This window comes from Pannonibacter carbonis (assembly GCF_003012935.1).
Classification (GTDB): Bacteria; Pseudomonadota; Alphaproteobacteria; order Rhizobiales; family Stappiaceae; genus Pannonibacter; species Pannonibacter carbonis.
In genome coordinates this window covers 189342-211774 of the sequence record NZ_PUDR01000004.1, presented here as the reverse complement: position 1 = coordinate 211774, position 22433 = coordinate 189342, and the positions used below count along the sequence as shown (strand labels likewise).

The 22433-nt window shown below is 65.6% G+C and carries 19 protein-coding genes; 14 read left to right on the top strand and 5 right to left on the bottom strand.

The annotated features are described in order from the left end of the window. The first annotated feature begins 79 nt into the window (after positions 1 to 79). The 14 genes from C8348_RS07345 (at position 80) to C8348_RS07280 (ending at position 13450) form a co-directional block, all read left to right on the top strand. Positions 80 to 484 (top strand): PTS sugar transporter subunit IIA, encoded by a 405-nt coding sequence (locus tag C8348_RS07345; RefSeq protein WP_106752652.1) that lies wholly within the window; start codon positions 80 to 82, stop codon positions 482 to 484. 33 nt (positions 485 to 517) lie between these two features. Continuing rightward, on the top strand, positions 518 to 793 hold the full coding sequence (locus tag C8348_RS07340; protein ID WP_106752651.1) for an HPr family phosphocarrier protein: 276 nt from the start codon (positions 518 to 520) through the stop codon (positions 791 to 793). A 129-nt stretch (positions 794 to 922) separates the two neighbouring features. Continuing rightward, on the top strand, positions 923 to 1543 hold the full coding sequence (locus C8348_RS07335; RefSeq protein ID WP_106752650.1) for a ribonuclease D: 621 nt from the start codon (positions 923 to 925) through the stop codon (positions 1541 to 1543). A 244-nt stretch (positions 1544 to 1787) separates the two neighbouring features. Further along, positions 1788 to 2414 (top strand): LPS export ABC transporter periplasmic protein LptC, encoded by a 627-nt coding sequence (gene lptC / locus C8348_RS07330; RefSeq protein ID WP_106752649.1) that lies wholly within the window; start codon positions 1788 to 1790, stop codon positions 2412 to 2414. Next, positions 2411 to 2941 (top strand): LptA/OstA family protein, encoded by a 531-nt coding sequence (locus C8348_RS07325; protein ID WP_106752648.1) that lies wholly within the window; start codon positions 2411 to 2413, stop codon positions 2939 to 2941. Before lptC ends, C8348_RS07325 begins: the two co-directional genes overlap by 4 nt. 141 nt (positions 2942 to 3082) lie before the next feature. Beyond that, positions 3083 to 3865: an LPS export ABC transporter ATP-binding protein gene (gene lptB, locus C8348_RS07320; protein WP_208983650.1), complete on the top strand. Its 783-nt coding sequence runs from the start codon at positions 3083 to 3085 to the stop codon at positions 3863 to 3865. A gap of 187 nt (positions 3866 to 4052) precedes the next feature. Next, complete coding sequence (gene rpoN / locus C8348_RS07315; RefSeq protein ID WP_106752646.1) at positions 4053 to 5630, top strand: RNA polymerase factor sigma-54; 1578 nt, start codon at positions 4053 to 4055, stop codon at positions 5628 to 5630. A 285-nt stretch (positions 5631 to 5915) separates the two neighbouring features. Next, on the top strand, positions 5916 to 6503 hold the full coding sequence (hpf, locus tag C8348_RS07310) for a ribosome hibernation-promoting factor, HPF/YfiA family (RefSeq protein WP_106752645.1): 588 nt from the start codon (positions 5916 to 5918) through the stop codon (positions 6501 to 6503). A gap of 79 nt (positions 6504 to 6582) precedes the next feature. Next, positions 6583 to 7050, top strand: coding sequence for a PTS IIA-like nitrogen regulatory protein PtsN (ptsN, locus tag C8348_RS07305; RefSeq protein WP_106752644.1), 468 nt, complete (start codon positions 6583 to 6585; stop codon positions 7048 to 7050). Positions 7051 to 7558: 508 nt separating this feature from the next. Then, positions 7559 to 7807, top strand: a complete 249-nt coding sequence (locus C8348_RS07300) for an acyl carrier protein (RefSeq protein ID WP_106752643.1) — start codon at positions 7559 to 7561, stop codon at positions 7805 to 7807. Next, positions 7807 to 8988 carry an acyl-CoA dehydrogenase family protein gene (locus tag C8348_RS07295; RefSeq protein WP_106752642.1) on the top strand — a complete coding sequence of 394 codons (1182 nt, stop codon included), beginning with the start codon at positions 7807 to 7809 and terminating at the stop codon, positions 8986 to 8988. The genes C8348_RS07300 and C8348_RS07295 overlap by 1 nt, the downstream gene beginning before the upstream one ends. A gap of 3 nt (positions 8989 to 8991) precedes the next feature. After that, positions 8992 to 9900: an amino acid--[acyl-carrier-protein] ligase gene (locus C8348_RS07290; RefSeq protein WP_106752641.1), complete on the top strand. Its 909-nt coding sequence runs from the start codon at positions 8992 to 8994 to the stop codon at positions 9898 to 9900. A 1-nt stretch (position 9901) separates the two neighbouring features. Continuing rightward, on the top strand, positions 9902 to 10924 hold the full coding sequence (locus C8348_RS07285; protein WP_106752640.1) for a DUF1839 family protein: 1023 nt from the start codon (positions 9902 to 9904) through the stop codon (positions 10922 to 10924). A 6-nt stretch (positions 10925 to 10930) separates the two neighbouring features. Beyond that, on the top strand, positions 10931 to 13450 hold the full coding sequence (locus C8348_RS07280) for a glycosyl hydrolase 2 galactose-binding domain-containing protein (RefSeq protein WP_106752639.1): 2520 nt from the start codon (positions 10931 to 10933) through the stop codon (positions 13448 to 13450). A 378-nt stretch (positions 13451 to 13828) separates the two neighbouring features. Here C8348_RS07280 and grpE read toward each other — a convergent pair whose 3' ends face one another. From grpE to C8348_RS07255, 5 genes are all read right to left on the bottom strand, one after another. Further along, positions 13829 to 14425 (bottom strand): nucleotide exchange factor GrpE, encoded by a 597-nt coding sequence (gene grpE / locus C8348_RS07275; protein WP_106752860.1) that lies wholly within the window; start codon positions 14423 to 14425, stop codon positions 13829 to 13831. 189 nt (positions 14426 to 14614) lie between these two features. Beyond that, positions 14615 to 14935: a thioredoxin gene (trxA, locus tag C8348_RS07270; RefSeq protein ID WP_106752638.1), complete on the bottom strand. Its 321-nt coding sequence runs from the start codon at positions 14933 to 14935 to the stop codon at positions 14615 to 14617. Between the two features lie 82 nt (positions 14936 to 15017). Beyond that, positions 15018 to 18539, bottom strand: coding sequence for a double-strand break repair helicase AddA (gene addA / locus C8348_RS07265; protein ID WP_106752637.1), 3522 nt, complete (start codon positions 18537 to 18539; stop codon positions 15018 to 15020). Further along, on the bottom strand, positions 18536 to 21685 hold the full coding sequence (gene addB, locus C8348_RS07260) for a double-strand break repair protein AddB (protein WP_106752636.1): 3150 nt from the start codon (positions 21683 to 21685) through the stop codon (positions 18536 to 18538). The genes addA and addB overlap by 4 nt, the downstream gene beginning before the upstream one ends. Then, the gene (locus C8348_RS07255; RefSeq protein WP_208983619.1) at positions 21685 to 22419 is read right to left on the bottom strand and encodes a nucleotidyltransferase family protein; all 735 of its coding nucleotides are present in this window, start codon (positions 22417 to 22419) and stop codon (positions 21685 to 21687) included. Before C8348_RS07255 ends, addB begins: the two co-directional genes overlap by 1 nt. Between the last annotated feature and the right edge of the window lie 14 nt (positions 22420 to 22433).

Genomic DNA, 22433 nt, shown 5'->3' with positions numbered 1-22433 from the left:
AAGCCGCAGCATGAAAACGTCGAGCAGGGTCCGGTCAGATCGATATGACCAGATCTTGATCAGGACAGGTCGGACAAGAATGATCGGACTCGTACTCGTGACCCACGGCCGTCTGGCCGAGGAATTCAAGGCGGCGCTGGAACACGTGGTTGGCCCGCAGACCCAGATTGCGACCATCTGCATCGGTCCCGAAGACAACATGGAACAGCGGCGTCAGGATATCCTCGACGCTGTCGAAGCCGTCAACACCGGCGCTGGCGTCGTGTTGCTCACCGACATGTTCGGCGGCACCCCTTCGAATCTCGCCATTTCGGTCATGGATGGCAAAACGATCGAGGTCGTCGCCGGCGTCAACCTGCCGCTCCTGGTCAAGCTGACCAGCCTCCGCGGGGACCGCGCCCTGCCCGAGGCAGTGGACGAAGCGCGCAAAGCCGGGCAAAAGTATATTTCCGTCGCCAGCCAGGTTCTTTCCGGCCAGGTCTGACGCTTTGCTTACCCGGGACGATATCTCCGCAAAATGACGCGACTTGAACAGGACCTAGCCATCGTCAACAAGCGCGGCCTCCATGCCCGCGCCTCTGCCAAGCTGGTGAAGCTGGTTGAGACCTTTTCCTCGCAGGTTCAGGTGTCCAAGGACGGCCAGACCGTCGGCGGCAATTCGATCATGGGGCTGATGATGCTGGCTGCAGCGCCTGGCTGCTGCATTCATGTGCTTGTCGAAGGCAATGATGCCGAAGCGGCCATGGCGGCTATTGCAGCATTGGTAGCGGATCGCTTCGGCGAAGAAGACTGAAACTGCGCCTTGGAAGCCGCCTGCGGCTGCGCCTTTCCGTTTTAGTCATCGTTCTCTGCCATTCCCTTGCCGCAGTGCACCTGAATGTGCTGTAAGTGCGCGGCAAACACGAATGATGAGACCAGACCGATGACCATCCGCTATCACAGGAACGACCTGCCCGACCTTTCCAACTACCAGGGCGTCACGGCTGTCGCGGTGGATACCGAAACGCTCGGTCTCAATCCGCATCGTGACCGGCTCTGCGTGGTTCAGTTGTCGCCGGGTGACGGCTCTGCCGATGTGGTGCAGATCGACCGTGGCCAGAAGAACGCGCCGCATCTGGCACGTCTGTTCACCGATCCGTCCGTGACCAAGATTTTCCATTTCGCCCGGTTCGATGTTGCGGTGCTGTATCAGTATCTTGGCATCGAGGTGGCGCCGGTGTTCTGCACCAAGATTGCTTCCAAGCTTGTGCGCACCTACACGGACCGGCACGGCCTGAAGGACATCACCCGCGAGCTTCTCGGGGTCGAGCTCTCCAAGCAGCAGCAGAGTTCCGACTGGGCGGCGGAAAAACTGTCCGACGCGCAGCTCGCCTATGCTGCCTCCGATGTGCTCTACCTGCACGCGCTGCAGCGGCAGCTTGAGGTGATGCTGGCCCGCGAGGAGCGCACCGGCTTTGCCAATGCCTGTTTCGATTTCCTGCCGACCCGGGCCCGTCTGGACCTGATCGGCTGGGACGAGGACGACATTTTCGCCCATAGCTGATCGTATGCCATGCGCCGGGGCGGCGTGTGGTTCTGTCCGGTCTCTTATGGTCAGTCCGGGTTCAGATTGGCAGAAACCCGGCGGACACTTTATTGTAGGGGATGCGCACCCCATATGGAGGCGCGGTCAGGTCCTGGGGAGGCCTGTCATCCGATTGAACATGCGGCCCTGGTGGGACGGGCCCTAGCGGCGAGGCAGCTTTTTGAGCTCTGACGCGTGGGATGATGAGGCGGGCGCGCGATTGATGCGCGCACGCAGCGACGCGCGCCGGCATTCTGGCCGCGTGCGGATTTTGCGCATCCTGTTCCCCGTGCTGGGCATCGGCATCGTGGCAGTGATGGCCGCGCTGATCGTCCTGTTCAACTTCCTCACCAGTCTCGGGATCGGCAATGTCATGCTGACGTCAGAAGGACTGGTCATGGATCGTCCGGAACTGTCCGGCCATGACGGAGACCGCTCCTACAAGGTCTCTGCCGTACGGGCGATCCAGCGGATCATGGACCCGCGTATCATCGATCTTGAGACCATTGTCGCCGAAATCGTGATGGGCGATGGCCAGCGGGCGGCGATCACGGCGAACAAGGGCACCTATGACAATGGCGCCGAGACTTTGCTGCTCAAGGACGGCATCAAGCTGGACTGGAGCGGTGACTATGACGCGGAGTTTTCATCCGTTCAGATCGACCTGAAGACCGGCAAGGTGCGGACATCCGATCCGCTGGTCGTGCGTTCGACGCAAGGCGACATCAGTGCGGGAAAATTCAGCTATGATCAGGACAATGGTGTCGTGCGCTTCACCAACGGCATCAAGATGACGCTACGACCGGGTGCCACCAAGATGGTCGCCAAGGACACGGAGAAAACAGAATGAAGGGCATTTCCCTGTTTGCGGCTGCGGCCCTGTTTGCCCTTGCGCCCGGGCTTGCAACGGCACAGACCTTTTCGAACGCGTTTGCCGGTTTCGGCGACAACGACAAGGAACCGATCCAGATCGAGGCGCAGGAGCTTCAGGTCGAGGACAAGAGCAACAGCGCGACATTCACCGGTGACGTTCTGGTCTCCCAGGGTGAAACCCGGATGAAGACGCAGAAGCTGCGGGTCTATTACGACGGCAAGGCCGATGGCGGCGTCCAGCAGCGGATCATGCGTCTGGAAGCCAATGGCCGCGTCTATATTTCGTCCAAGGACCAGACGGCTACGGGCGATGAGGCCAGCTTCGACATGGCCCGCAAGATCATGGTGATGACCGGGCAGCAGGTTGTGCTGAGCCAGGGGCCGAATGTGGTCGTCGGCAACAAGCTGACGATTAACCTGGAAACCGGCAAGGCTGATCTGGAAGCAAAGAAGTCCGGGCGCGTCAAGGTTCTCATCCAGCCCAACAGCCTGAACGGGAACTGATCCCCCGGGTCAGCCTTTGGCCGGAACTGGCTGCCCATGTCCGGTCGGTTTGACCGGACATGCGGTCAGGCTCGACAGGAGCGGTGGCACTCCTTATGACTTCCCCCTTGTTCATTTCCAGGACGCCCACGCGTGAGATGGTTGCCTTTTTCATTCGGCGCTCGGTCCGATCAGGACAGTGAAGCGGCCCCTGGCTCTGGCTACGGCGCACTTGCCGTCGAGGGCATCGGCAAGAGCTACGGCAAGCGCCGCGTGGTGAAGCATGTCTCGCTCACCGTTTACCCCGGGGAGGCCGTCGGGCTGCTCGGGCCGAACGGCGCCGGCAAGACGACAGTCTTTTACATGATCACTGGCCTGATCCGCCCGGACCAGGGCTCCATTACGCTCGACGGTTTCGAGATCACCAGCCTGCCGATGTACCGCCGTGCCCGTCTCGGCATCGGCTATCTGCCACAGGAAGCCTCGATCTTTCGCGGTCTCAGCGTTGAGGAAAACATCCGCGCAGTTCTTGAGGTCGTGGAGCCCGACCGGAAACAGCGCCAGGCGGATCTCGATGAACTTCTGGCTGAATTCGGCCTGACCCATCTGCGCAAGTCGCCGTCCATTGCCTTGTCGGGCGGTGAGCGCCGGCGCGTGGAAATCGCCCGGGCCTTGGCCAGCCGCCCCTCCTTCATGTTGCTGGACGAGCCCTTTGCCGGCATCGACCCGATTGCGGTGGGGGACATCCAGCAACTGGTGCGTCACTTGACCCAGCGCGGCATCGGCGTGCTCATCACCGATCACAACGTGCGGGAAACGCTCGGCCTGATCGACCGGGCCTACATCATTGCGGCAGGTGAAGTCCTGACCGAGGGCACCCCGTACGAGATCGTTGCGGACCCCGATGTCCGCCGTCTTTACCTTGGCGAACAATTTACACTTTGATGCGGGCGGCTCGGCTGCGGTATAAGCAAGAAACGGACCAGATCCAAACTGATCCGGCTTCGAGGCTGGGCCGCCGTCATCCGTTCATGTTGATCGGGTCCGGTCCGGGAGGACAGAACTATCGCAGGACCGTGGGCAGGCAAGCCAAGCCCTGACCGGCCTGCCCAGCAGGATGCGCGACCCGCCCATGGCACTCTCGACCAAGCTTGAGATGCGGCAGAGCCAGTCGCTTGTGATGACGCCGCAACTGATGCAGGCGATCAAGCTGCTGCAGTTTTCCAATCTCGATCTTGCGGCCTATGTCGATGCCGAGCTGGAGCGCAATCCGCTGCTCGAGCGGAGCGATCCGGCCACCGGTTCCGCGAGCGAGCAGTCCGGTGACAGCGCCGTCGAGATCCTGCCCGAGGCGGCAGGCTCCGGCGCTGAGGGCGGGGCATACGACACCGGCCTCGACGGCACCGATGCGCCTGACGGCGACGCTGGCGACTGGATGAAGAACCAGCTGGAATCGAGCGCCGAAACCATCGCCTCCAGCATGGACACGGATCTCGGCAATGTCTTCCCCGATGAAAGCGGCGTTGCGCCGGCACCGGAACAGGCCATTGCCTATGCTGCCGATTCCGGCCGCACCGGCGGCGGTGTCAGCGAGGACTACAATCTCGAAGCCTTTGTCGCAGAAGAAGAGTCCCTGACGCAGATCCTCACCGACCAGATGAACCTGGCGCTGGCGGATCCTGTCGACAAGCTGATTGGCCTGCATCTGATCAACAGCCTGGATGAAAACGGCTATCTGGCGCAGGAACTCGACGAGGCCGCTGGCCAGCTCGGCGTTTCATTGGCCCGTGTCGAAGCGGTTCTGGTCATCCTGCAAGGGTTCGAGCCCTCCGGCGTGTTCGCGCGCTCGCTGGCCGAATGCCTGGCCCTGCAATTGAAGGAACGTGATCGCTTCGATCCGGCGATGGCGACCCTGATCGACAACATCGAGCTGCTTGCCCGGCGCGAACTGGCGGCGCTGCGACGCCTGTGCAATGTCGATGAGGAAGACCTCACCGACATGATCGCGGAAATCCGCGCGCTGGATCCCCGGCCAGGTCGTGCCTATGGCAGTGCTCTTGTGCAGCCGGTCGTGCCAGATGTGTTTGTACGCCGGGCCTCGGATGGGGGCTGGACGGTCGAGCTCAACGCCGACACCCTGCCGCGTGTTCTCGTCAACCAGACCTATTACGCGAGTGTCACCCGGACGGCCCGCAAGGAAACGGAGCGCAGTTATCTGACGGACTGCCTGCAGACAGCGAACTGGCTGGTGAAAAGCCTCGACCAGCGCGCCAAGACCATCCTCAAGGTGTCGACCGAGATCGTGCGGCAGCAGGATGGTTTCCTGAGCTACGGCATCGAGCATCTGCGGCCACTCAACCTCAAGACCATCGCCGATGCGGTCGGCATGCATGAGTCCACCATCAGCCGCGTGACGTCGAACAAATACATGGCGACCTCACGGGGCATTTTCGAGCTGAAGTATTTCTTCTCGTCCTCGATTGCGGCGACGGAGGGGGGGGACGCCCATTCAGCCGAGGCTGTCCGCCATCGGATCAAGCAACTGATCGACGCCGAATCTGCCTCGGATATCCTGTCGGACGACACCTTGGTGAAGATGCTGAAAGGGGAAGGCATCGACATCGCACGGCGGACAGTTGCCAAGTATCGCGAGGCTCTGCGTATTTCTTCGTCGGTGCAGCGCAGGCGGGAAAAAAGTGGCGGCCGGTAAGCCGGCTTTACCCACAACAGGCAGTTTTGCCAATCTTTTCTGAAAACACACAAACCATTGCTATATAATAAGTTGCGGATGCAGCTGCTCCACATTGCGGGTGGCGTCATGCCAGGGCGATTGACTTTCGGATGGGCGAAGCCTATAGCCCGCCCCCGAAACCTATGGCCAAAGGGGTATGGCGCCGAAGCGCCGAGTGGTTCATGCTGCAACGTCCGGGACATGATGTGTCTCGAGAGTCGGGCCACCGACTGCATTTCGGTTCATGAACGAGTAGAGGTCCCCATGACACTGCGGATTTCGGGAAAGAACGTTGATGTTGGATCTGCCATGCGCGACCACGTCAACGACCGGATAGCTGACGCGCTGTCGAAGTATTTCGGCGGCGGGTTCAATGGCCACGTGACCGTGAGCCGGGAGGGATCGGGATTCAAGACCGAATGCTCGATCCACCTAGACACAGGCATCGTATTGCAGGTGTCCGGGGAGGATCCGGACCCGCGCGCGAGCTTTGACCGCGCTGCGGAACGTATCGAGAAGCGTCTGCGCCGCTACAAGCGCAAGCTGAAGGCCCATCATGGGGCCAATGGCACAGAGCGAGAAGTTTTCGAAGCCGCGTCCTATGTCCTGGCTTTGCCTGAAGAGGAAGAGGAAGTGCCGGCGGATTTCAGTCCGCTGGTTATCGCCGAAACCTCGGCCAAGATCAGGACGCTGACCGTCGGCATGGCCGTCATGGAGCTTGATCTGTCCGAAGCTCCGGTCGTCGTCTTCAAGAATGCCGCCAGCGGCGGCGTCAATGTGGTTTACCGGCGCCCGGACGGCAACATCGGCTGGATTGATCCGGCCCTGGTTGGACAGAAGACGGCCAGCTAGGCTGGTCGCTTCCCGGATATGCGGGGCTCAGGCGGCAAGCGCTGCCTGGGCCCTCGCCGGGACGAAATGGAAAAAGAACATGGATCTGAGTGATCTGATTACGCAAGACGCAGTGGTTGTCGGGCTGAAGGCGAACAGCAAGAAGCAGGCAATCCAGGAACTGGCCTCCAAGGCCGCTGAACTGACCGGACTGACCGAGCGCGAAATCTTCGACACGCTGCTGCAGCGTGAAAGGCTCGGCTCGACCGGCGTTGGGCATGGCGTGGCCATTCCACACGGCAAGCTGATCAAGCTCACCCGTCTCGTGGGCGTCTTTGCCCGCATGGACAAGCCGATTGACTTTGACTCGCTGGATGACCAGCCGGTCGATCTGATTTTCCTGCTGCTGGCTCCCGAGGGCGCCGGCGCTGATCATCTGAAGGCGCTAGCCCGGATCGCGCGCCAGCTGCGCGACCCGAAGGTTGCCGGCGGCTTGCGGGCTGCCGAGGATCCGGAAGCGGCCTTCTCGCTCCTTACCCAGCCACTGGCCTCGTCCAACGCAGCCTGATCCTCTTCCAGAGCGTCAGCCATTCAGCCCCGCCCTTTGGGCGGGGTTTTCGTTTGACCTTCCGCCAGCCGACGGCTTTTGCTATCCAGCGCCCAGGCTCGAAGCCAGCGTCTGGGCATGGTCAGATGATCAGATGGTCTGGCAGTCGTTTCTTGCCGCGCTGCTAAGCCTTTTCGCTATGACCAAAGCACTTGGTCTTTCTTTTTACTGTCCTGAAGGTTGGCTGGCTTTGATCGGTCGGCGTATGGATCATGGCAACAGCAGAGTAACTTAATATTCCGTATGGTTATTTTAGATAATACATGGAAATAGACAGAAACAATGAGGCGCAGAAGGAATTAATTCATTAACAATTCGTAAATATACGTCGACCAGATTTAACTTTATTGTGATATTTACCATGCATCTTAAGCGCGGGTTATTTAACATGCGCTAGAAATGCAATGGACATGACATTTCCAGCAGGGCTGCAGGCGCGGCCTACCTGTTTGTTGAGGGATTACGCAACATGACCACCAAGATCCGCGAATTGCTGGCAAAGCATGGCGCCTTGCCGGTTTCCGTCGAGACTCTGGCAGACACTACTGACCTGTACGAAGCTGGCCTGTCGTCATTTGCCTCCGTCCAGCTGATGTTGGCGCTCGAAGACGCGTTCGACGTCGAATTCCCCGAGACCCTGCTCAATCGCAAGTCCTTCGCGTCGATTGCCGCGATCCGGGATGCGCTGGCGTCCTTGACTGAAGAAGCGGTGGCGTGATGAACGAGCTGGCCAAGGCGAAGGCGCTCAGCCTGACCGAGCGCGCCCGCAGGGCAGCGGCGGTGGCCGCGGCCAACGCGGATGATGTTGATGCTGGCGGACGGTTCCCAAATGAAGCCGTCGACGCCATGAAGGCCGAGCGCCTGCTTGGTATCCAGATTCCGGACTATCTTGGCGGAGAAAGCGCGACCACGGCAGAGATTGCTGAAGTCTGCTGCATTCTCGGTCAGGCCTGTGCTGCCTCCGGCATGGTCTTCGCCATGCATCAGATCAAGGCGTCGAGCCTGGTGTCGCACGGCGAGGGCGCGCCCTGGCACGAAGCCTACATGCGCCGCATCGCGGCAGACCAGCTGCTGCTTGCCTCGGCAACCACGGAGGGCGGCATCGGCGGCAATCTGCGCAATTCCATCTGCGCCATCGAGGTCGATGGCGACACCTGCCGCCTGACCAAGGATGCGACGGTCATTTCCTATGCCGAGGCGGCGGATGCTATCCTCGTCACATCCCGGGCCCGCGCCGACAGCGCCCCCTCGGACCAGGTGATGACCGTGTTCGAGAAAGGTCAGTATACGCTCGAGAAGACCCATCACTGGGACACGCTCGGCATGCGCGGAACCCGCTCGGACGGCTTCATCTTCAAGGGCGAGGCACCGGCGGAGCAGATCCTGCCCAAGCCCTTCGCCGAGATCGCGGCCCAGTCGATGCTGGCCAATTCGCACATCCTGTGGAGCGGCGTCTGGTTCGGCATCGCCTCGGACGCCTTTGCCCGTGCCCAGGCCTTCGTCCGCGCAGCGGCGCGCAAGTCGCCGGGCAGCGTGCCTCCGGGCGCGCTGCGTCTGGCGGAAGCGTCCAACTTGCTGCAACTGGTCAAGTCCAACATCCTGGCCGCCCTGCAGCAGTATGATGCCGCCCAGAAGGACGAGACGAAGCTGTCGTCGATGGGCTTTGCGGTAGCCATGAACAACGTGAAGATCGCCTCGTCGCAGACGATCCTCGAGATCATCAACCATTGCCTGCTGATCACAGGGATCATGGGCTACAAAAACGGCACGCCCTACAGCATTGGCCGGCACCTGCGTGATGCACATTCGGCGCAACTGATGATCTCCAATGACCGCATTCTCGGCAACACTTCCACGATGCTGCTTGTGAACAAGCAGGACACCAGCCTGTTGGGGTGAGACATGGACATGCAGACCTCCCTTCTCGACCGGCTGTTTGATGCAGGTCTTCTGATCGACACCGGCGTCGATGGCCTCTACGGCCGTTCGGGCGCCTTCGAGGACGTGATCCAGCGCTTCGAGGGGCTGATCTCGGCCTTCGGCAGCAGCTCCCCGTCCGAGGTCATCCGCTTTCCCCCGGGCATGAACCGCAGCCATTTCGAGGGCTCGGGCTACATGAAGAGCTTCCCGCAGCTTGCCGGAACCGTGCATTCCTTCTGCGGCTGCGAGCTGGACCACGTGAACCTGCTGCAGTGCATGGCCGAGGGCAATGACTGGACCAAGGACCAGAAGGCGACGGACATCGTGCTGACGCCGGCGGCCTGCTATCCGCTCTATCCGACCATTGCCAAGCGCGGCCCGCTGCCGGCTGGCGGCGGGCTGTTCGACCTGCAGTCCTACTGCTTCCGGCATGAGCCGTCGAAAGACCCGGCCCGCATGCAGCTGTTCCGCATGCGCGAGTATGTCCGCATGGGTACGCCGGAAGAGGTGATGGCCTTCCGCCAGCAGTGGATGGAGCGCGGCCAGGAGCTGATCGCCGCCGTCGAACTGCCGGTCGAGATCGACGTCGCCAACGATCCCTTCTTCGGCCGCGCCGGCAAGATGCTGGCCAACAACCAGCGCGACCAGGCCCTGAAGTTCGAGCTGCTCATTCCGGTGACCTCGACCGCTAAGAAGACGGCCTGCCTGTCCTTCAACTATCACCAGGACCATTTCGGCAAGACCTGGGGACTGACCACCGCCGATGGTGCGGTTGCGCACACGGCCTGTGTCGGCTTCGGTCTGGAGCGGATCGCTCTGGCCCTGTTCGCGCACCATGGTCTGGATACGGCCGACTGGCCGTCAACGGTGCGCAAGGCGCTCTGGGGCTGACATGACGCGCGAGAAGGTGTTTCCGGCGCTTGATCCGCTGGCGTATCAGCGCCACGGCCTGCACGATCTCGGCCGCGACTGGCCGGAGACCAACTGCTATCTCGACATCTGGATCGAGGTGCTGGCCGCGCTGGGGCAGCCGCCCGAGGCGGCGCTCGGCTATGCGATCACCCAGGATTTCGAGGGCGACCAGTTCACCTTCTTCAAGGTGCCGCTGGAAGACCTCGAGACCCTGTTCGGCATCCGCGTGACCGAGCTTGCCATCTTCGACCGGGTCGAGGCGCATGTCGCGGCACAGATTGCGCGCGGCAACCTCTGCCTTGTCGAGATGGACAGCTTCTATCTCCCCGACACCCAGGGTACCGCCTACCGCAAGGAACACGGCAAGACGACCGTCGCCATCAACCGGCTCGATGTCGACGGCCGGACGATGGACTATTTCCACAATCTCGGCCTGCACCGGCTGGAAGGCGAAGATTTCGACGGCATCTTCCACCGCACGGCGCCCGAGGGCGCGCTGCCGTTCCTGCCCTATACCGAATTTGTGAAGTTTCCGGCCGCCTTGCCCGATGCAGCCATGCTGGCCGGGCGCGCCGTCGCCCTGCTGCGCCGGCATCTGGCGCGCGCGCCTGAGGCCAATCCGATTGCCACTTTCGCCGCCGTGTTTCCGGCGCAGGTGGCCGAGATTGCCGAGCGGCCCTTCGGCTTCTTCCATCTCTACGCCTTCAACACCCTGCGCCAGTTCGGCGCGAATTTCGAGCTGTTCTCCGCCCATCTCGACTGGCTGGCGCGGCAGGACACGGCTCTGGATGCGTCCGCGCTGGAACGGCTTGCCCCCGAGGCACGGACTATCTCGGCAACCGCCAAGGTGGTGCAGTTCCAGCTCGCCCGGGCGGTGATGCGTAAATCCTTCGACAAGCTCGCGCCCGCGCTGGTGCCGGCGATCGAGGCCTGGGACCGGCTGCATGGTGGCCTGACTGGGCTGCTGTCGCACCCGCCTGCCGCTGCCGCAGCGGCGGAGTGAGACGGCATGGCGAGCGCTGTATCCGATTTCTCGCTCCTGCCTGCGCCGCGCCGCCTAGCAGAGCAGCTGCATCCGCTTGACGCAGGCTGGAGACTGGCCGGCACCTATGCCGGCGAGGCTGCAAGCCCTGCCGACCTGCCCGACGATCTCGACTGGCTGCCGGCCACTGTCCCGGGCACCGTCGCCGGAGCCTTTGCCGATCTCGGCGCCTTCTCGGCGTCCGGGCCATTTCCCCTGCAGGACAAGGACTTCTGGTATCGGACAGAAGTTACTGCCAAGGCCGGTGCCCGCTGCCGCCTGCGCTTTGAAGGCCTCGCCACGCTCACCGACATCTTCTGGAACGGCCAACGCGTGGCCCGTTCAGACAGCATGTTCGCGGCGCTGGAGGTCGAGGTCGGGGCTGACGCCCGGAACACCCTGCATCTGGCCTTCCGGGCGCTGACGGACCGGCTCGCCGCAAGGCTTCCCCGCGCCCGCTGGCGGACCCAACTTGTTGATCAGGCTGGCTTGCGCGGCCTGCGCACCACGCTGCTCGGCCACATGCCCGGCTGGTGCCCCGAGGTGGAGGCCGTCGGCCCCTACCGGCCCGTGTTCGTCTCGCTTCCGGACGAGACCGGGCGAGCCCCCGATATCGCCATCACGCAGCTTGCCAGCACCTTGGGCGAGGATGGCACCGGCGTGCTGGCGCTGACGCTCACCAGTGCCGCGCCGCTCGTGGACGCGGAGCTTTCCTGCGCCGGCCATCACGTGCCGCTCGTGGCCGGCCCGGACGGGCAGTACGCCGCGACGCTTTACCTCCCGGATGTCGCGCCCTGGTGGCCAGCGACGCACGGCACGCCGCATCTGCATGAGGTGACGCTGCATCTTGCCGGTCATCGCCACCGGCTTGGCCGCACCGGCTTCCGCCGGGTCGAGGTCGATGCCGGCGCTGAGGGTCTGGGCTTCGGGCTCGTCGTCAACGGCGTGCCCGTGTTTGCACGCGGGGCCGTGTGGACCAGCGCTGACATCCTGCGCCTCGCCTCGACACCCGAGGCGCTGCGACCGCTGCTGGCGGCGGCGGCCGGCGCGGGCATGAACCTCCTGCGCATTCCCGGCATCACGACCTACGAGGGCGAGGCCTTCTTCGCGCTCTGCGACGAGCTGGGTCTGATGGTCTGGCAGGACTTCCAGTTCGCCAACTTCGACTATCCGCTCGCTGACCCCGTCTTCGAGGCAGCGGTCCGCCGTGAAGCCGCTGAGGTCGTCAGCCGGCTTTGCTTCCATCCGAGCCTTGCCGTCTTCTGCGGCGGTAGTGAGATGGAGCAGCAGGCCGCGATGATGGGCCTGCCGGCTGAGCGCCGGGCACAGCCGCTGATCGAAAGCCTTCTGCCTGATCTCGTTGCGGCACTGGCCCCCTCCGTGCCCTATGTGCGCAACTCGCCGACCGGGGGCGACCTGCCGTTCTTGCCCAATGTGGGCATCGGTCACTATTACGGCGTCGGCGCCTATCTGCGGCCGCTTGACGATGCGCGCCGGGCCGGGGTTTGCTTTGCCGGCGAATGTCTTGCCTTTGCCAACGTGCCGGAACCCGTGACGCTGGAGCGCGAGCTGCCCGGCATTGCCTGCCACGATCCGCGCTGGAAGGCGCGCGTTCCGCGCGACCGGGGGGCAGGCTGGGACTTCGAGGATGTGCGCGACCACTATCTCGGCTCTCTCTACGGCGTCGATCCCGCGCGGCTGCGTAGCCACGACCCGGAGCGCTATCTGGAGCTGTCCCGGGCCGTGACGGGCGAGGTGATGGCAGCCACCTTTGCCGAGTGGCGGCGCGTCGGCTCGACCTGCCGGGGCGCGATGGTGCTGGCGCTGTCCGATCTCCTGCCTGGTGCCGGCTGGGGGCTGATCGATGCCCACGGCGAGCCGAAGCTCGCCCTCGGCATCCTGTCGCAGGTGCTGGCGCCGGTGCAGGTGCTGATTACGGATGAGGGCACCAATGGCCTCGACATCCATCTCCTCAACGAAACGGCAGCGCCGCTCGGCGCCCGCCTGGAACTGACAGCGTGGCGCGACGGCCTGACGCCGGTTATCTCTGTCGCCCGGGACGTGGTGCTGCCGCCGCGCTCGCAGCAGCGGCACACGGGCTTCGCGCTGATCGGCAGCTTCTTCGATCTCGGTTACGCCTATCGCTTCGGGCCGCCGTCGCATGATGTCGTGCGCGCAAGGCTCGTCGATGCATCAGGGGCATCGCTCAGCGAGGCGTGCCACTTGCCGCTTGGCCTGGCTTTGCCGCGCCAGCAACTGGATCTCACCGCTGAGGCGAAGGATCTGGGCGAGGGGACTTTCGAACTGGCGCTGACGGCACGGCGTTTTGCCCAGCGTGTCGTGATCCGCGATCCGCAATTCCGGCCCGAGCTCAACGGCCTGAACATCGCGCCGGGCGAGACCCGGCATGTGCGGATGCATCCGCGTGCAGGAACGCCGGCCCATGCCCGGCTGGACGCTGTGATCAGCGCCCTCAATGGCCTGCAGGATGTGCGGATTACGGCCTAGAGATCAGACCAGAAGTGGGCGAAATTCCCGCACAAGCGGTTGTCCCGGCTAGATCTTGCAAGCGCTGCTCTCCCCACAGAAAGGCAAGGAAAACGCAGGTGATGTCTGGCATATGTCTGATGTGAAGGACTGTGCCTGGAACGTCAAACCCTGTCGCAGCCTCTCCGCTCCCCTCCCCCTCGTGGGGAGGGGTTTTGGGGGTGGGGGGAGCGGACGCAAACCCAATTTCCTAGGGTTCTGACCAGGCTGACTTCCGACGCCTTGCGATCAAACAGCCTCCCGTGCCCCCCACCCCTTACCCCTCCCCACGAGGGGGAGGGGAGCGGAGAGGTCTCGACATGGCCGCCAAGGACTTGCGTCCGGGGCCGGGACAGCGGGTCAGGCGGTGGTGTCGACGCTGGCGTCCTGGGCCGGGGCGTCCTTCGGGCCGCCCTTGGCAACGCCGACAAGGGCCGGGCGCAGCACGCGGTCAGCGATGGCGTAGCCAGCCTGTACCACCTGGACCACGGTGTTGTTCGGCACGTTCGGGTTCGGCACCTCGAACATGGCCTGATGGAAGTTCGGGTCGAACTTCTGGCCCATCGGATCGAGCTTCTTGACGCCGTGCTTGTCGAGCTGGTTCAGAAGCTCGCGCTCGGTCATTTCCACGCCTTCGATCAGCGCGGTCAGGCCGGCATCGGCGCTGTCGCGGGCATCAGCCGGAAGCGCTTCGAGCGCGCGGCGCAGGTTGTCGGAGACGGTCAGCACGTCGCGGGCAAAGCCGGCTACGGCGTACTGGCGGATGTCCTTGATTTCCTTTTCGGTGCGGCGGCGCAGGTTTTCCATTTCCGCCATCACGCGCAAGGCACGATCCTTGAGTTCGGCGTTCTCGGCCCGGAGCGCCTCGACGGGATCAAGGCCAGCCTCGTTGCCCGCGCCGGTGTCGGCAGCAGTGGCAGCATCGTCCGCCGGGGGAGTGTTGGTCTCGTCGGTCATCATTCAAAATCCCTGAGTTTCGGGAACACATGCAAAGGCCGGTTCGCCGCAGGTCAGCCGGGCATCGGGGCAGTGCGATCACGCAGCTTGACCCTTGCGGCTTGCCCGGGGCTGGAACCGGCCCTTCGTGGTCTTTACCCCGCCCGGTGGCATCTGCCAACCGGCAGATGCACAAGACGGTGCTTCAGATCAAAGCGCGTTCTTGATCCAGTCGGCCAGCTTGCCCTTCGGGGCTGCGCCCACCTGGGTCGCCATCGGTTCGCCGTTCTTGAACAGGATCAGCATCGGAATGGAGCGGACGCCATACTTCATGGCCATCGCCTGGTTCTCGTCGATGTTGATCTTGGCGATCTTCACCTGGCCGGCCATCTCTTCGGAGATCTCTTCGAGCGCCGGAGCGATCATCTTGCACGGACCGCACCATTCCGCCCAGAAATCGACAACGACCGGTTCGGAAGAGTTCAGGACGTCTGCGTCAAAGCTGGCGTCGGTCACTTTGCTGGTAGCCATGACAAGTACTTTCGTCTGTGGGCGTGGGGAGAGACTCGCCCTAGTTTCGTTGAATGGAACGTAGGGAGCAGGGCGGCATCCGTCAAGTCAGCGAGGCTGTGCTCTTGAGCTGGGTCAGGATTGCGTCCAGCGCTGCACTCTCGACCCGCATCAGCCGCGGAACGGATGTCCACAGCAGCGCGGCCTCGATATCATGCCCTGGATAGATCTCCCGGAGCAATGCCCGGTAGACGGCAAGCTGGGCGAGATAGTCGGGCGGAATGCCTGCGGCATCCTCCGGCACATGCCGGTTGGTCTTGTAGTCGAGGATCAGCACCCGCTGCGCAGTCACCACCAGCCGGTCGATCTGGCCGGTGACCTGCACGGTGATGCCGTCCGCCGCAACGAGCTGTCCGGTGATCGGCACTTCGGCCAGTCCTCCTGCCGCAAAAAGCTCGGCGAACTCAGGATCCCCGACGATGCGCAGCACCTCTGCGGTCAGCTCGTCGGCCCGGTTGGCAAAGCGGGGGGCAAGGCCGGAGGCGATGAGACGCCGGGCCGCCGGGCCGCGCTCGCCGGCCGGCAGATCCGGCAGGGTTTCCAGCAGGCGGTGCAGCAGACGGCCACGCTCCAGCGGCCAGGCCTCCGGCTGACGCCGCGCGTCCAGCACCGACAGGCCCGGCGTCGCCTCGATGCCTTCCTTCATCTCCATGGCCTCGAAGACGCGGGAGGGCTGCAGGCGCGGCATCCGCTTCGGCGTCTCGACCGGCCGCAGGAGCCAGTCGGGCAGCGGCGCGGGAGCGGCGGCTGCGGCAGTGGCCGTCGCATGCGACCGGGCGACGGGCGCTGCGTCAGCTGCCGTGCCGGGCTGGCGCCAGTCCCAGGCAATGACCGCACCGTCCGGGCCCTTGCGCTCGACAGCCTCCGGCTTCAGCGCGCCGGCGATCAGCTGATACCAGCAGCCCTCCTTGGGTCCCTTCTTCGGCGCCCAGCCGCAGACGATCAGCCGGTCCTCGGCCCGTGTCATGGCGACGTAAAGCAGCCGCCGGTATTCCTCTTCCGTTGCCCTCCGGGCGTTGGCAATCGCGTCGTCCTGCCAGGCCATCCGCTCGTCCTTCGGCGGCAGCCAGACGAGGGCGGGCGGTGTCAGCGCGTCGCTGCCGCGCGCAAAGGGCAGGAAACTCGGGTCATGGGTGGCGCTGGCCGGCGCGCTGCCCGGATCGACCAGAATGACGATCGGCGCTTCCAGCCCCTTCGATCCGTGCACGGTCATGATGCGGACAAGACCGCTGGCGTTGGTCAGCTCGCGCTTGATCTCGGTCGGCGCGGCGGCGAGCCAGGCGAGGAAGCCTTCCAGCCCCGGAATGCCGGTCTGCTCGTAGCCCATGGCAAGCGCCAGGAACTCGTCCAGCACGTCATCCACCTCCGCCCCCATGCGGGCGCGGAAGGCCCGGCGGCGGCCATCGACGGACAGGAGGCGGGCGTAGAACTCGAAGGGCGGCATGAAGTCCGCCCGCGCGCGCCAGGTCTCGAGCTGCCGGCGCACCGTCTCCCAGGCCGCATCCTGATCGGCGCGCTTCAGGAGCGCCTGCCAGAGAGTTCCCGCACGCAGGCGCTCCGGGGTCTCGCGGGCGAGCGTCAGCAGGGCGTTGTCGTCAAGGCCGAACAGCGGGCTCTTCAGCACGGCGGCCAGCGACAGGTCGTCCTCGGGCAACAGGATGAAGCGGCCGAGCGCGACCAGGTCCATGACGGCGATGTGCTCGGTCAGCACCAGCCGGTCGCTGCCGGCGGCCGGCACGCCGAGCCGCTTCATTTCCCGGTTGAGCGCCTCGACGAAGGGACCACGCTTGCGCACCAGCACCATGACGTCGCCCGGTCCGGCGGTGCCGTCGTCCATCCACTGGCGCAGCATCTCCGCGATGCGGCGGGCAATGCGCAGCATCGGCGAGCCGGCTCCGAGATGGTCGACCGGAAGCGTCCAGTCGTCCGGCTCCTCGGTGTCCTGCTCCTCCTCCAGCGGCCAGATCTCGATAAGACCCGGATCGCGGCGGATCGCCTCGTGCACGGGGGCCTTCAGGTCCTGCGACAGGCCGGCATGTGCCTCGGGCGCTGCGAACACCTTGTCGACGGCGCGAAGGACATCCGGCGTGGAGCGGAAGGAGAGCTGCAGCTCCACGGGGTGGAACGGCTGCTGCGCCTGGGCGGCCCGCTGGTCGAAATAGCGGCGCATCTCGTCGAAATATGCCGGCACCGCGCCCTGGAACGAGTAGATCGACTGTTTCTCGTCGCCCACGGCAAAGATCGTGCGCGGCCCGCGCCGGGCGCCGACGCCGGCAAAGAACTCCTCGGCCAGCGCCGTCACCACCTGCCACTGGCGCGGGCTGGTGTCCTGCGCCTCGTCGACGAGGATGTGGTCGAGCCCCTGGTCCAGCTTGTACTGCACCCACTGGGCCGCATCGGAGTTGGAGAGAAGGTTGGCGGTGCGCACCACCAGATCCTCGAAGTCGAGCATCCCGCGCCGCGCCTTGCCCGCCTCGTAGTCGGCAATGACGCCATCGGCAAGCCGCAGGATGGCAGCCGTCACCTCGAAAGCCCTGAGCGCGCGGCGCCGGTCGAGGAGGGCCGTCAGCCGTTCCTGTTCGGCCTGCATCTGCTCCAGCACGTCCGGGAACCGGTCGGCCACCTTCTTTGTGGCGAGGCTCTTTGTCGGGGTCAGTTTCTGGGTGAAGAACACGGAGAGCCAGGCGGCCTCGAAGCTCGCCTGTCCCGGGCTGCCCGGCTTCAGCGTCGCAGCGGCGACCACCAGCTTGTCGGCGGCCTTGATGTCGTTGGCCGAGCCGTAGCGCAGGGCCTCGGCCACGGCGAGCGGATCGCGGATCAGCCGGGCGTTGCGCATCTCGTCGGCAATCGCGGTTTCGCTCTCCCCGGCCGGGATGGCGAAACTCTGGCGCAGCTCGGCCAGCGCCAGCTCCAGATCGCTCGCGTCGACCAGCCAGCGCGCCAGCGCGTCGCGCCGGGCAATCGCGTCGGCCATCAGCTCCTCAACGGTGCTGTCGCCCATCTGGGTGATCAGCAGGCTGAGCGACTGGCCGAGGGCGCTGTCCGGCGCGGTTTCGGCTGCATGCAGGACGCGCGCGCGCGCTTCCGCCATCAGTTCTGCGGCGAGCCGGTCGTCCAGCACCGAGAAATGCCCGGCGACATTGGCCTCCAGCGGAAACTGGTGCAGCAAGGCCTCGCAGAAGGCGTGGATGGTCTGGATCTTCAGGCCGCCCGGGGTCTCCAGCGCCTTGGCGAAGAGCCGGCGGGCCGTGGCGAGCCGCGCGGCCGAGGGGGCCGTGCCGTCGATGTCGGTGAGCGCTGCCGAAAGGGCGGCATCGTCAAGTCCGACCCACTCGCCGAGCAGGCGGAACACGCGGGTCGCCATTTCGGCGGCTGCCGCCTTGGTGAAGGTGAGGCACAGGATGCGCGAGGGATCGGTGCCGTCGAGCAGCAGCCGGACGACGCGGCGGGACAGGACGAAGGTCTTGCCGGAGCCGGCGTTGGCGCTCACCCAGGCGGAGGCACCGGGGCGCGAGGCAAGGTCCTGGCGCTGGCGGGTGGCGAGCGGGATCTGCGGCTTGCTCATTCGCCCTCTCCTCCGCCGATCGCCCATTCCTTGACGCGGGCCAGATGGTCGTAAGGCCCGTTCATGTCGCGTTCCTTTTCCACGCGCGCGCGGGACAGATAGCCCTTTGCCTCGTCCTGATAGGCGGCAATGAGCGCTTCCAGCCGCGTCCACGAAGCTTCCGCCAGTTCGCCGACGCTCATGTCCTTTGGCGTGCGGCCCTGTTCGCTCAGGGCCTCACGCGCGCCTTTCAGCTGCAGGTAGAGCAGCTCGGACACGGGCCGGTCGGAGGGAATGCCGGCAAAGCCGCCGCGGGTGATCATCGCCACTTCCAGCGGCAGCTGCGGCGACAGGAGCGCATCCACCTGCTTCTGGCTCGGCGCCTGGCCGGTCTTGTAGTCGATGACCGACAGGGTGCCGTCGGTCAGGAGATCGATGCGGTCGGCGCGGCCCGTCAGCCGGAATTCGGCCCCCGGCAGCACCAGCTCCGCCCCGCCGCCGATCTCGACGAAGCGGTTGGAGACACGGGGGTCGCGCGACCGCTCCCAGGCGACGAAGCCTTCGGCGATGCGCAGGAAGCGCGGCCACCACAGCGCCCGCACGGCCGGGAAGGCATCCAGCGGCGCAAACACCTCCTCGCCGATATCCGTCAGGCGGGCGACGGCCGTGTGATCGAACGGGCCATGCCAGTCGGCAAGAAAACGCGCCAGCGCATCGTGGATGATCGTACCCTTGTCTGCCGCCCCCGGCGCGCCGCCAACCGGATCGACCGGCTCGAGACCGAGCACGCGGCGGGCGAAGATGGCGTAGGGATCGCGCACCAGCCGCTCGATCTCGGTCACCGACAGCTGGCGCGGCCGGGCGGCCAGCGGCGGCTTCGGCTCCGGCCGGGCAGCGGGGGTCACCGGGCCGTCCGGACGGTCGAGGCGGGTGGTGAGGTCCAGCCAGCGGCTGCCACGGGCGGCCATCTCCGCTTCGGCCTGCGGTCCGGCGAGGGTCAAGAGCCTTTGCAGCCAGCGCGAGGTCACCGTCGGCGCGCCATCGGCACGGGCCGCGCGGGACAGGATCACGCGCCGCGCGCCCATCCCTTGCACGAAATCATGCGCGCCAGCGCCGATGCGGCGTTCCGGCGGTTCCAGCCCGAGATCGCGCTTCATAGGCCGGTTGAGCCAGGGATCGTTGCGGGTGCGCTGTGGCCAGACGCCTTCGTTGAGGCCGCCGAGAATGACCAGATCCGGCCGCTGCAGACGCGCTTCCATCGGTCCCAGGATCTGGATGCGCGGATCCCCCGGCAGCCGGCGGCGCACGGCGGTGCCCGCGATCAGTGCCGAAAACACGGAGGGCCACTCGCGCGCCGGCACGGCAAGCCCGGCGCGCCCCGCTTCCATCAGGCCGGCGAGGGCGAGGGCCAGCGCATCGCCGGTCTCGCCGCGATAGAGTTCTGCCTCGCTGCCCGTCTCGTCGCCGGCGATGGCCTTCAGCACCTCGGCATGGGCGCTGGCCAGCTCGACAACGGGCACGGGCCCGGCTTGCTCGGCCAGGCGTTCCAGCGGCGCTAGGGCCGCACGCAGGCGGGAAACGAGATCCTCGACGGCGGTCCAGTCTGCCTCGACCAGCTTCTTCCAGCGCGGCACATGGGCGCCCTCGGACGCCAGACGCGCAGCAGCGATGGCCTCGACCAGCCCGCCGGAGCCCAGGCGCGGCAAGGGGCCACGCAGGACGCCGCGTTCCAGCGACCGGGCCGCGGCGCGGATTTCCTTCGCCGGCAAACCCAGCCGGGCGAGCGGGTGCTTCAGGAGCGCGAGCAGGTCCAGCGGCACGCAGCCCTCCAGCGCCAGCCGGGCGGCGAGCATGGCCAGCACGGCGGGCGGGGTCTGGTCGAGCGGCCGCCCGGCGCTGTCGTCGACGATGATCGACCAGCGGCCCAGCTCCTCGGCGACGCGGCGGGCAAGCAGGCGGTCGGGCGAGACGAGGGCAGCCGTCTCGCCGCGCTCCAGCGCCTCGCGCAGGGCAATGGCGACGGCCAGCGCCTCCTCGGCCTCGTTGCGGGCGGTCAGCAGCTCCACTTCGGCCAGCGCCTCGGCCCGCGCGTCGGCCGTGACGCGGGCGAGATAGCCGGTCCAGCGGTCGGTGGTGGCAGCCGGGCGCAGGGCCTCGCTGACCAGGCGCGCGCGGGCGACTAGCCGGGGGCTTTCCGGAGGGCAGAGCGCCAGCACGTCGCGGCGCAGCACCTTCAGCCGGTCGAGCAGCAGCTTCAGGCCATATTGCGGATGACCGCTGACGCTGCCCTCGGTGAAGGCGGGGGCGGGATGTTTCGCGCTGAGGCGCGGCTGCGGCGCCTCGCCGAGCGCCTCCCAGGAGGCGTCATCCATGTCGAGATCGAGCCCCGGCAGGACGATGGCCCCGCGCGGCAGGTCGGCTACGGCGGCGAGCAGCTCGGCCGTGGCCGGAACCGATCCGGTGGAGCCGGCGACGATGACCGGGCCCTGCGGCGGCGACTGGCGCAACCGCGCGGCCTCGCGGCGGATCAGGGCGGAGCGGCGCGCCTTCGGGTCCATCGCGCCGCATTCCTCGAGATAGGCCGGCCAGGCCTTGCGCACGATGTCGAGGAATTCCAGCGTCACCTGCCAGTAGCGGGCATGGTCATCCGGCACCAGGCGGGACAGGTCGGACCAGTCCGCTTCCTCCGTCTCCAGCTCGTCCATCAGCGTGATGAGATCGCCCGCCAGCCAGGCGGCGTCGGCGGCGGAGGCCGGCAGGCCAAGCGGTTCGTCGGCGGAAAGCCGCAGCACCTCGCGCCGCAGGGCCGCCTTCCAGCTCATCACCAGCCGGGTCATGGCAAGACGGCGTTCCAGCAGTGGCAGCTCGGGCGGCAGCGCCTCGCCGTCGGCCACAGCCTCCAGCACCTGGGCTTCCTCGTCGACATCACCAAGCGGGCGAATGCGCGGCAGGAGCACCGGACGACCGCCGAAGATCTCCTGCACGAGCGCCGGCAGGTTGCGCGCCGCGCGCCGTGTCGGCAGGTAGAGCGTGACGGTGGACAGGAGCAGCGGATCGTCCAGCGGCCGGAAGCCCTCGATCAGCCGGCCTTCGGCCAGCGCCGCGATCAGCTCGCGGGAGAAATCCGCAGAGGCCGGGATGGTGAAGATCCGCCGCGCCGCCGGCATCAGTCGGCGCTTTCGCGGACGGCAGCCTCGGCAGCGGCAATGTCCTTCGGCGTGCCGACGTGCAGCCAGATGCCTTCCATCAGGACGCCATGCAGGCGGCCTTCGGCAATGGCTCGGTCGAACAGCACGTTGAGTGAGAACTTGCCCTCGGGCGCGCCGTCGAACAGGCGCGGCGAGAAGATGGCGGCCCCGGCATAGGCAAAGGGCGTGACGTAACGCTCCGGGCGACGGGTCAGGCGGCCTTCCGTGTCCATCAGGAAGTCGCCGCGCCCCTCATAGCCGACCGAATTGATCAGATCGGAAATGAGCAGCAGGCCGTCCATGCGCTCAGGATCGAAGGCGTCGATCATGTGCTCGAGATTGGGCTTCACGCCTTCGATCCAGTAGGCCGTGTCGGCGTTGAGCAGGAAGAAGGGATCGGTGCCAAGCGCCGGCAGGGCCTTGACCACGCCGCCGCCGGTTTCCAGCACGGTGTCGCGCTCGTCGGAGATGATGATTTCCATGTCCTGACGCCGCCGGGCGTGCACCTCGACGAGGTCGGCAAGGTAATGCACGTTGACGACGCAGCGCTTCACGCCCGCAGCCGCCAGCTTGTCCATGCCGTGGTCGATCAGCGCCTTGCCGTTGACCTCGATCAGCGGCTTAGGCGTCGTCGCCGTGATCGGTCGCATGCGCTTGCCGAGACCGGCAGCGAGGATCATGGCGGTGTGGGGACGGAACGGGCGGGCAGACATGACAGGGACCTGGC

Bases quoted from the DNA above. Each gene is read 5' to 3' on its own strand.
- C8348_RS07345 (WP_106752652.1), top strand. From the start codon at position 80: ATGATCGGACTCGTACTCGTGACCCACGGCCGTCTGGCCGAGGAATTC.
- C8348_RS07340 (WP_106752651.1), top strand. From the start codon at position 518: ATGACGCGACTTGAACAGGACCTAGCCATCGTCAACAAGCGCGGCCTC.
- C8348_RS07335 (WP_106752650.1), top strand. From the start codon at position 923: ATGACCATCCGCTATCACAGGAACGACCTGCCCGACCTTTCCAACTAC.
- lptC (WP_106752649.1), top strand. From the start codon at position 1,788: ATGCGCGCACGCAGCGACGCGCGCCGGCATTCTGGCCGCGTGCGGATT.
- C8348_RS07325 (WP_106752648.1), top strand. From the start codon at position 2,411: ATGAAGGGCATTTCCCTGTTTGCGGCTGCGGCCCTGTTTGCCCTTGCG.
- rpoN (WP_106752646.1), top strand. From the start codon at position 4,053: ATGGCACTCTCGACCAAGCTTGAGATGCGGCAGAGCCAGTCGCTTGTG.
- hpf (WP_106752645.1), top strand. From the start codon at position 5,916: ATGACACTGCGGATTTCGGGAAAGAACGTTGATGTTGGATCTGCCATG.
- ptsN (WP_106752644.1), top strand. From the start codon at position 6,583: ATGGATCTGAGTGATCTGATTACGCAAGACGCAGTGGTTGTCGGGCTG.
- C8348_RS07300 (WP_106752643.1), top strand. From the start codon at position 7,559: ATGACCACCAAGATCCGCGAATTGCTGGCAAAGCATGGCGCCTTGCCG.
- C8348_RS07295 (WP_106752642.1), top strand. From the start codon at position 7,807: ATGAACGAGCTGGCCAAGGCGAAGGCGCTCAGCCTGACCGAGCGCGCC.
- C8348_RS07290 (WP_106752641.1), top strand. From the start codon at position 8,992: ATGGACATGCAGACCTCCCTTCTCGACCGGCTGTTTGATGCAGGTCTT.
- C8348_RS07285 (WP_106752640.1), top strand. From the start codon at position 9,902: ATGACGCGCGAGAAGGTGTTTCCGGCGCTTGATCCGCTGGCGTATCAG.
- C8348_RS07280 (WP_106752639.1), top strand. From the start codon at position 10,931: ATGGCGAGCGCTGTATCCGATTTCTCGCTCCTGCCTGCGCCGCGCCGC.
- grpE (WP_106752860.1), bottom strand. From the start codon at position 14,425: ATGACCGACGAGACCAACACTCCCCCGGCGGACGATGCTGCCACTGCT.
- trxA (WP_106752638.1), bottom strand. From the start codon at position 14,935: ATGGCTACCAGCAAAGTGACCGACGCCAGCTTTGACGCAGACGTCCTG.
- addA (WP_106752637.1), bottom strand. From the start codon at position 18,539: ATGAGCAAGCCGCAGATCCCGCTCGCCACCCGCCAGCGCCAGGACCTT.
- addB (WP_106752636.1), bottom strand. From the start codon at position 21,685: ATGCCGGCGGCGCGGCGGATCTTCACCATCCCGGCCTCTGCGGATTTC.
- C8348_RS07255 (WP_208983619.1), bottom strand. From the start codon at position 22,419: ATGTCTGCCCGCCCGTTCCGTCCCCACACCGCCATGATCCTCGCTGCC.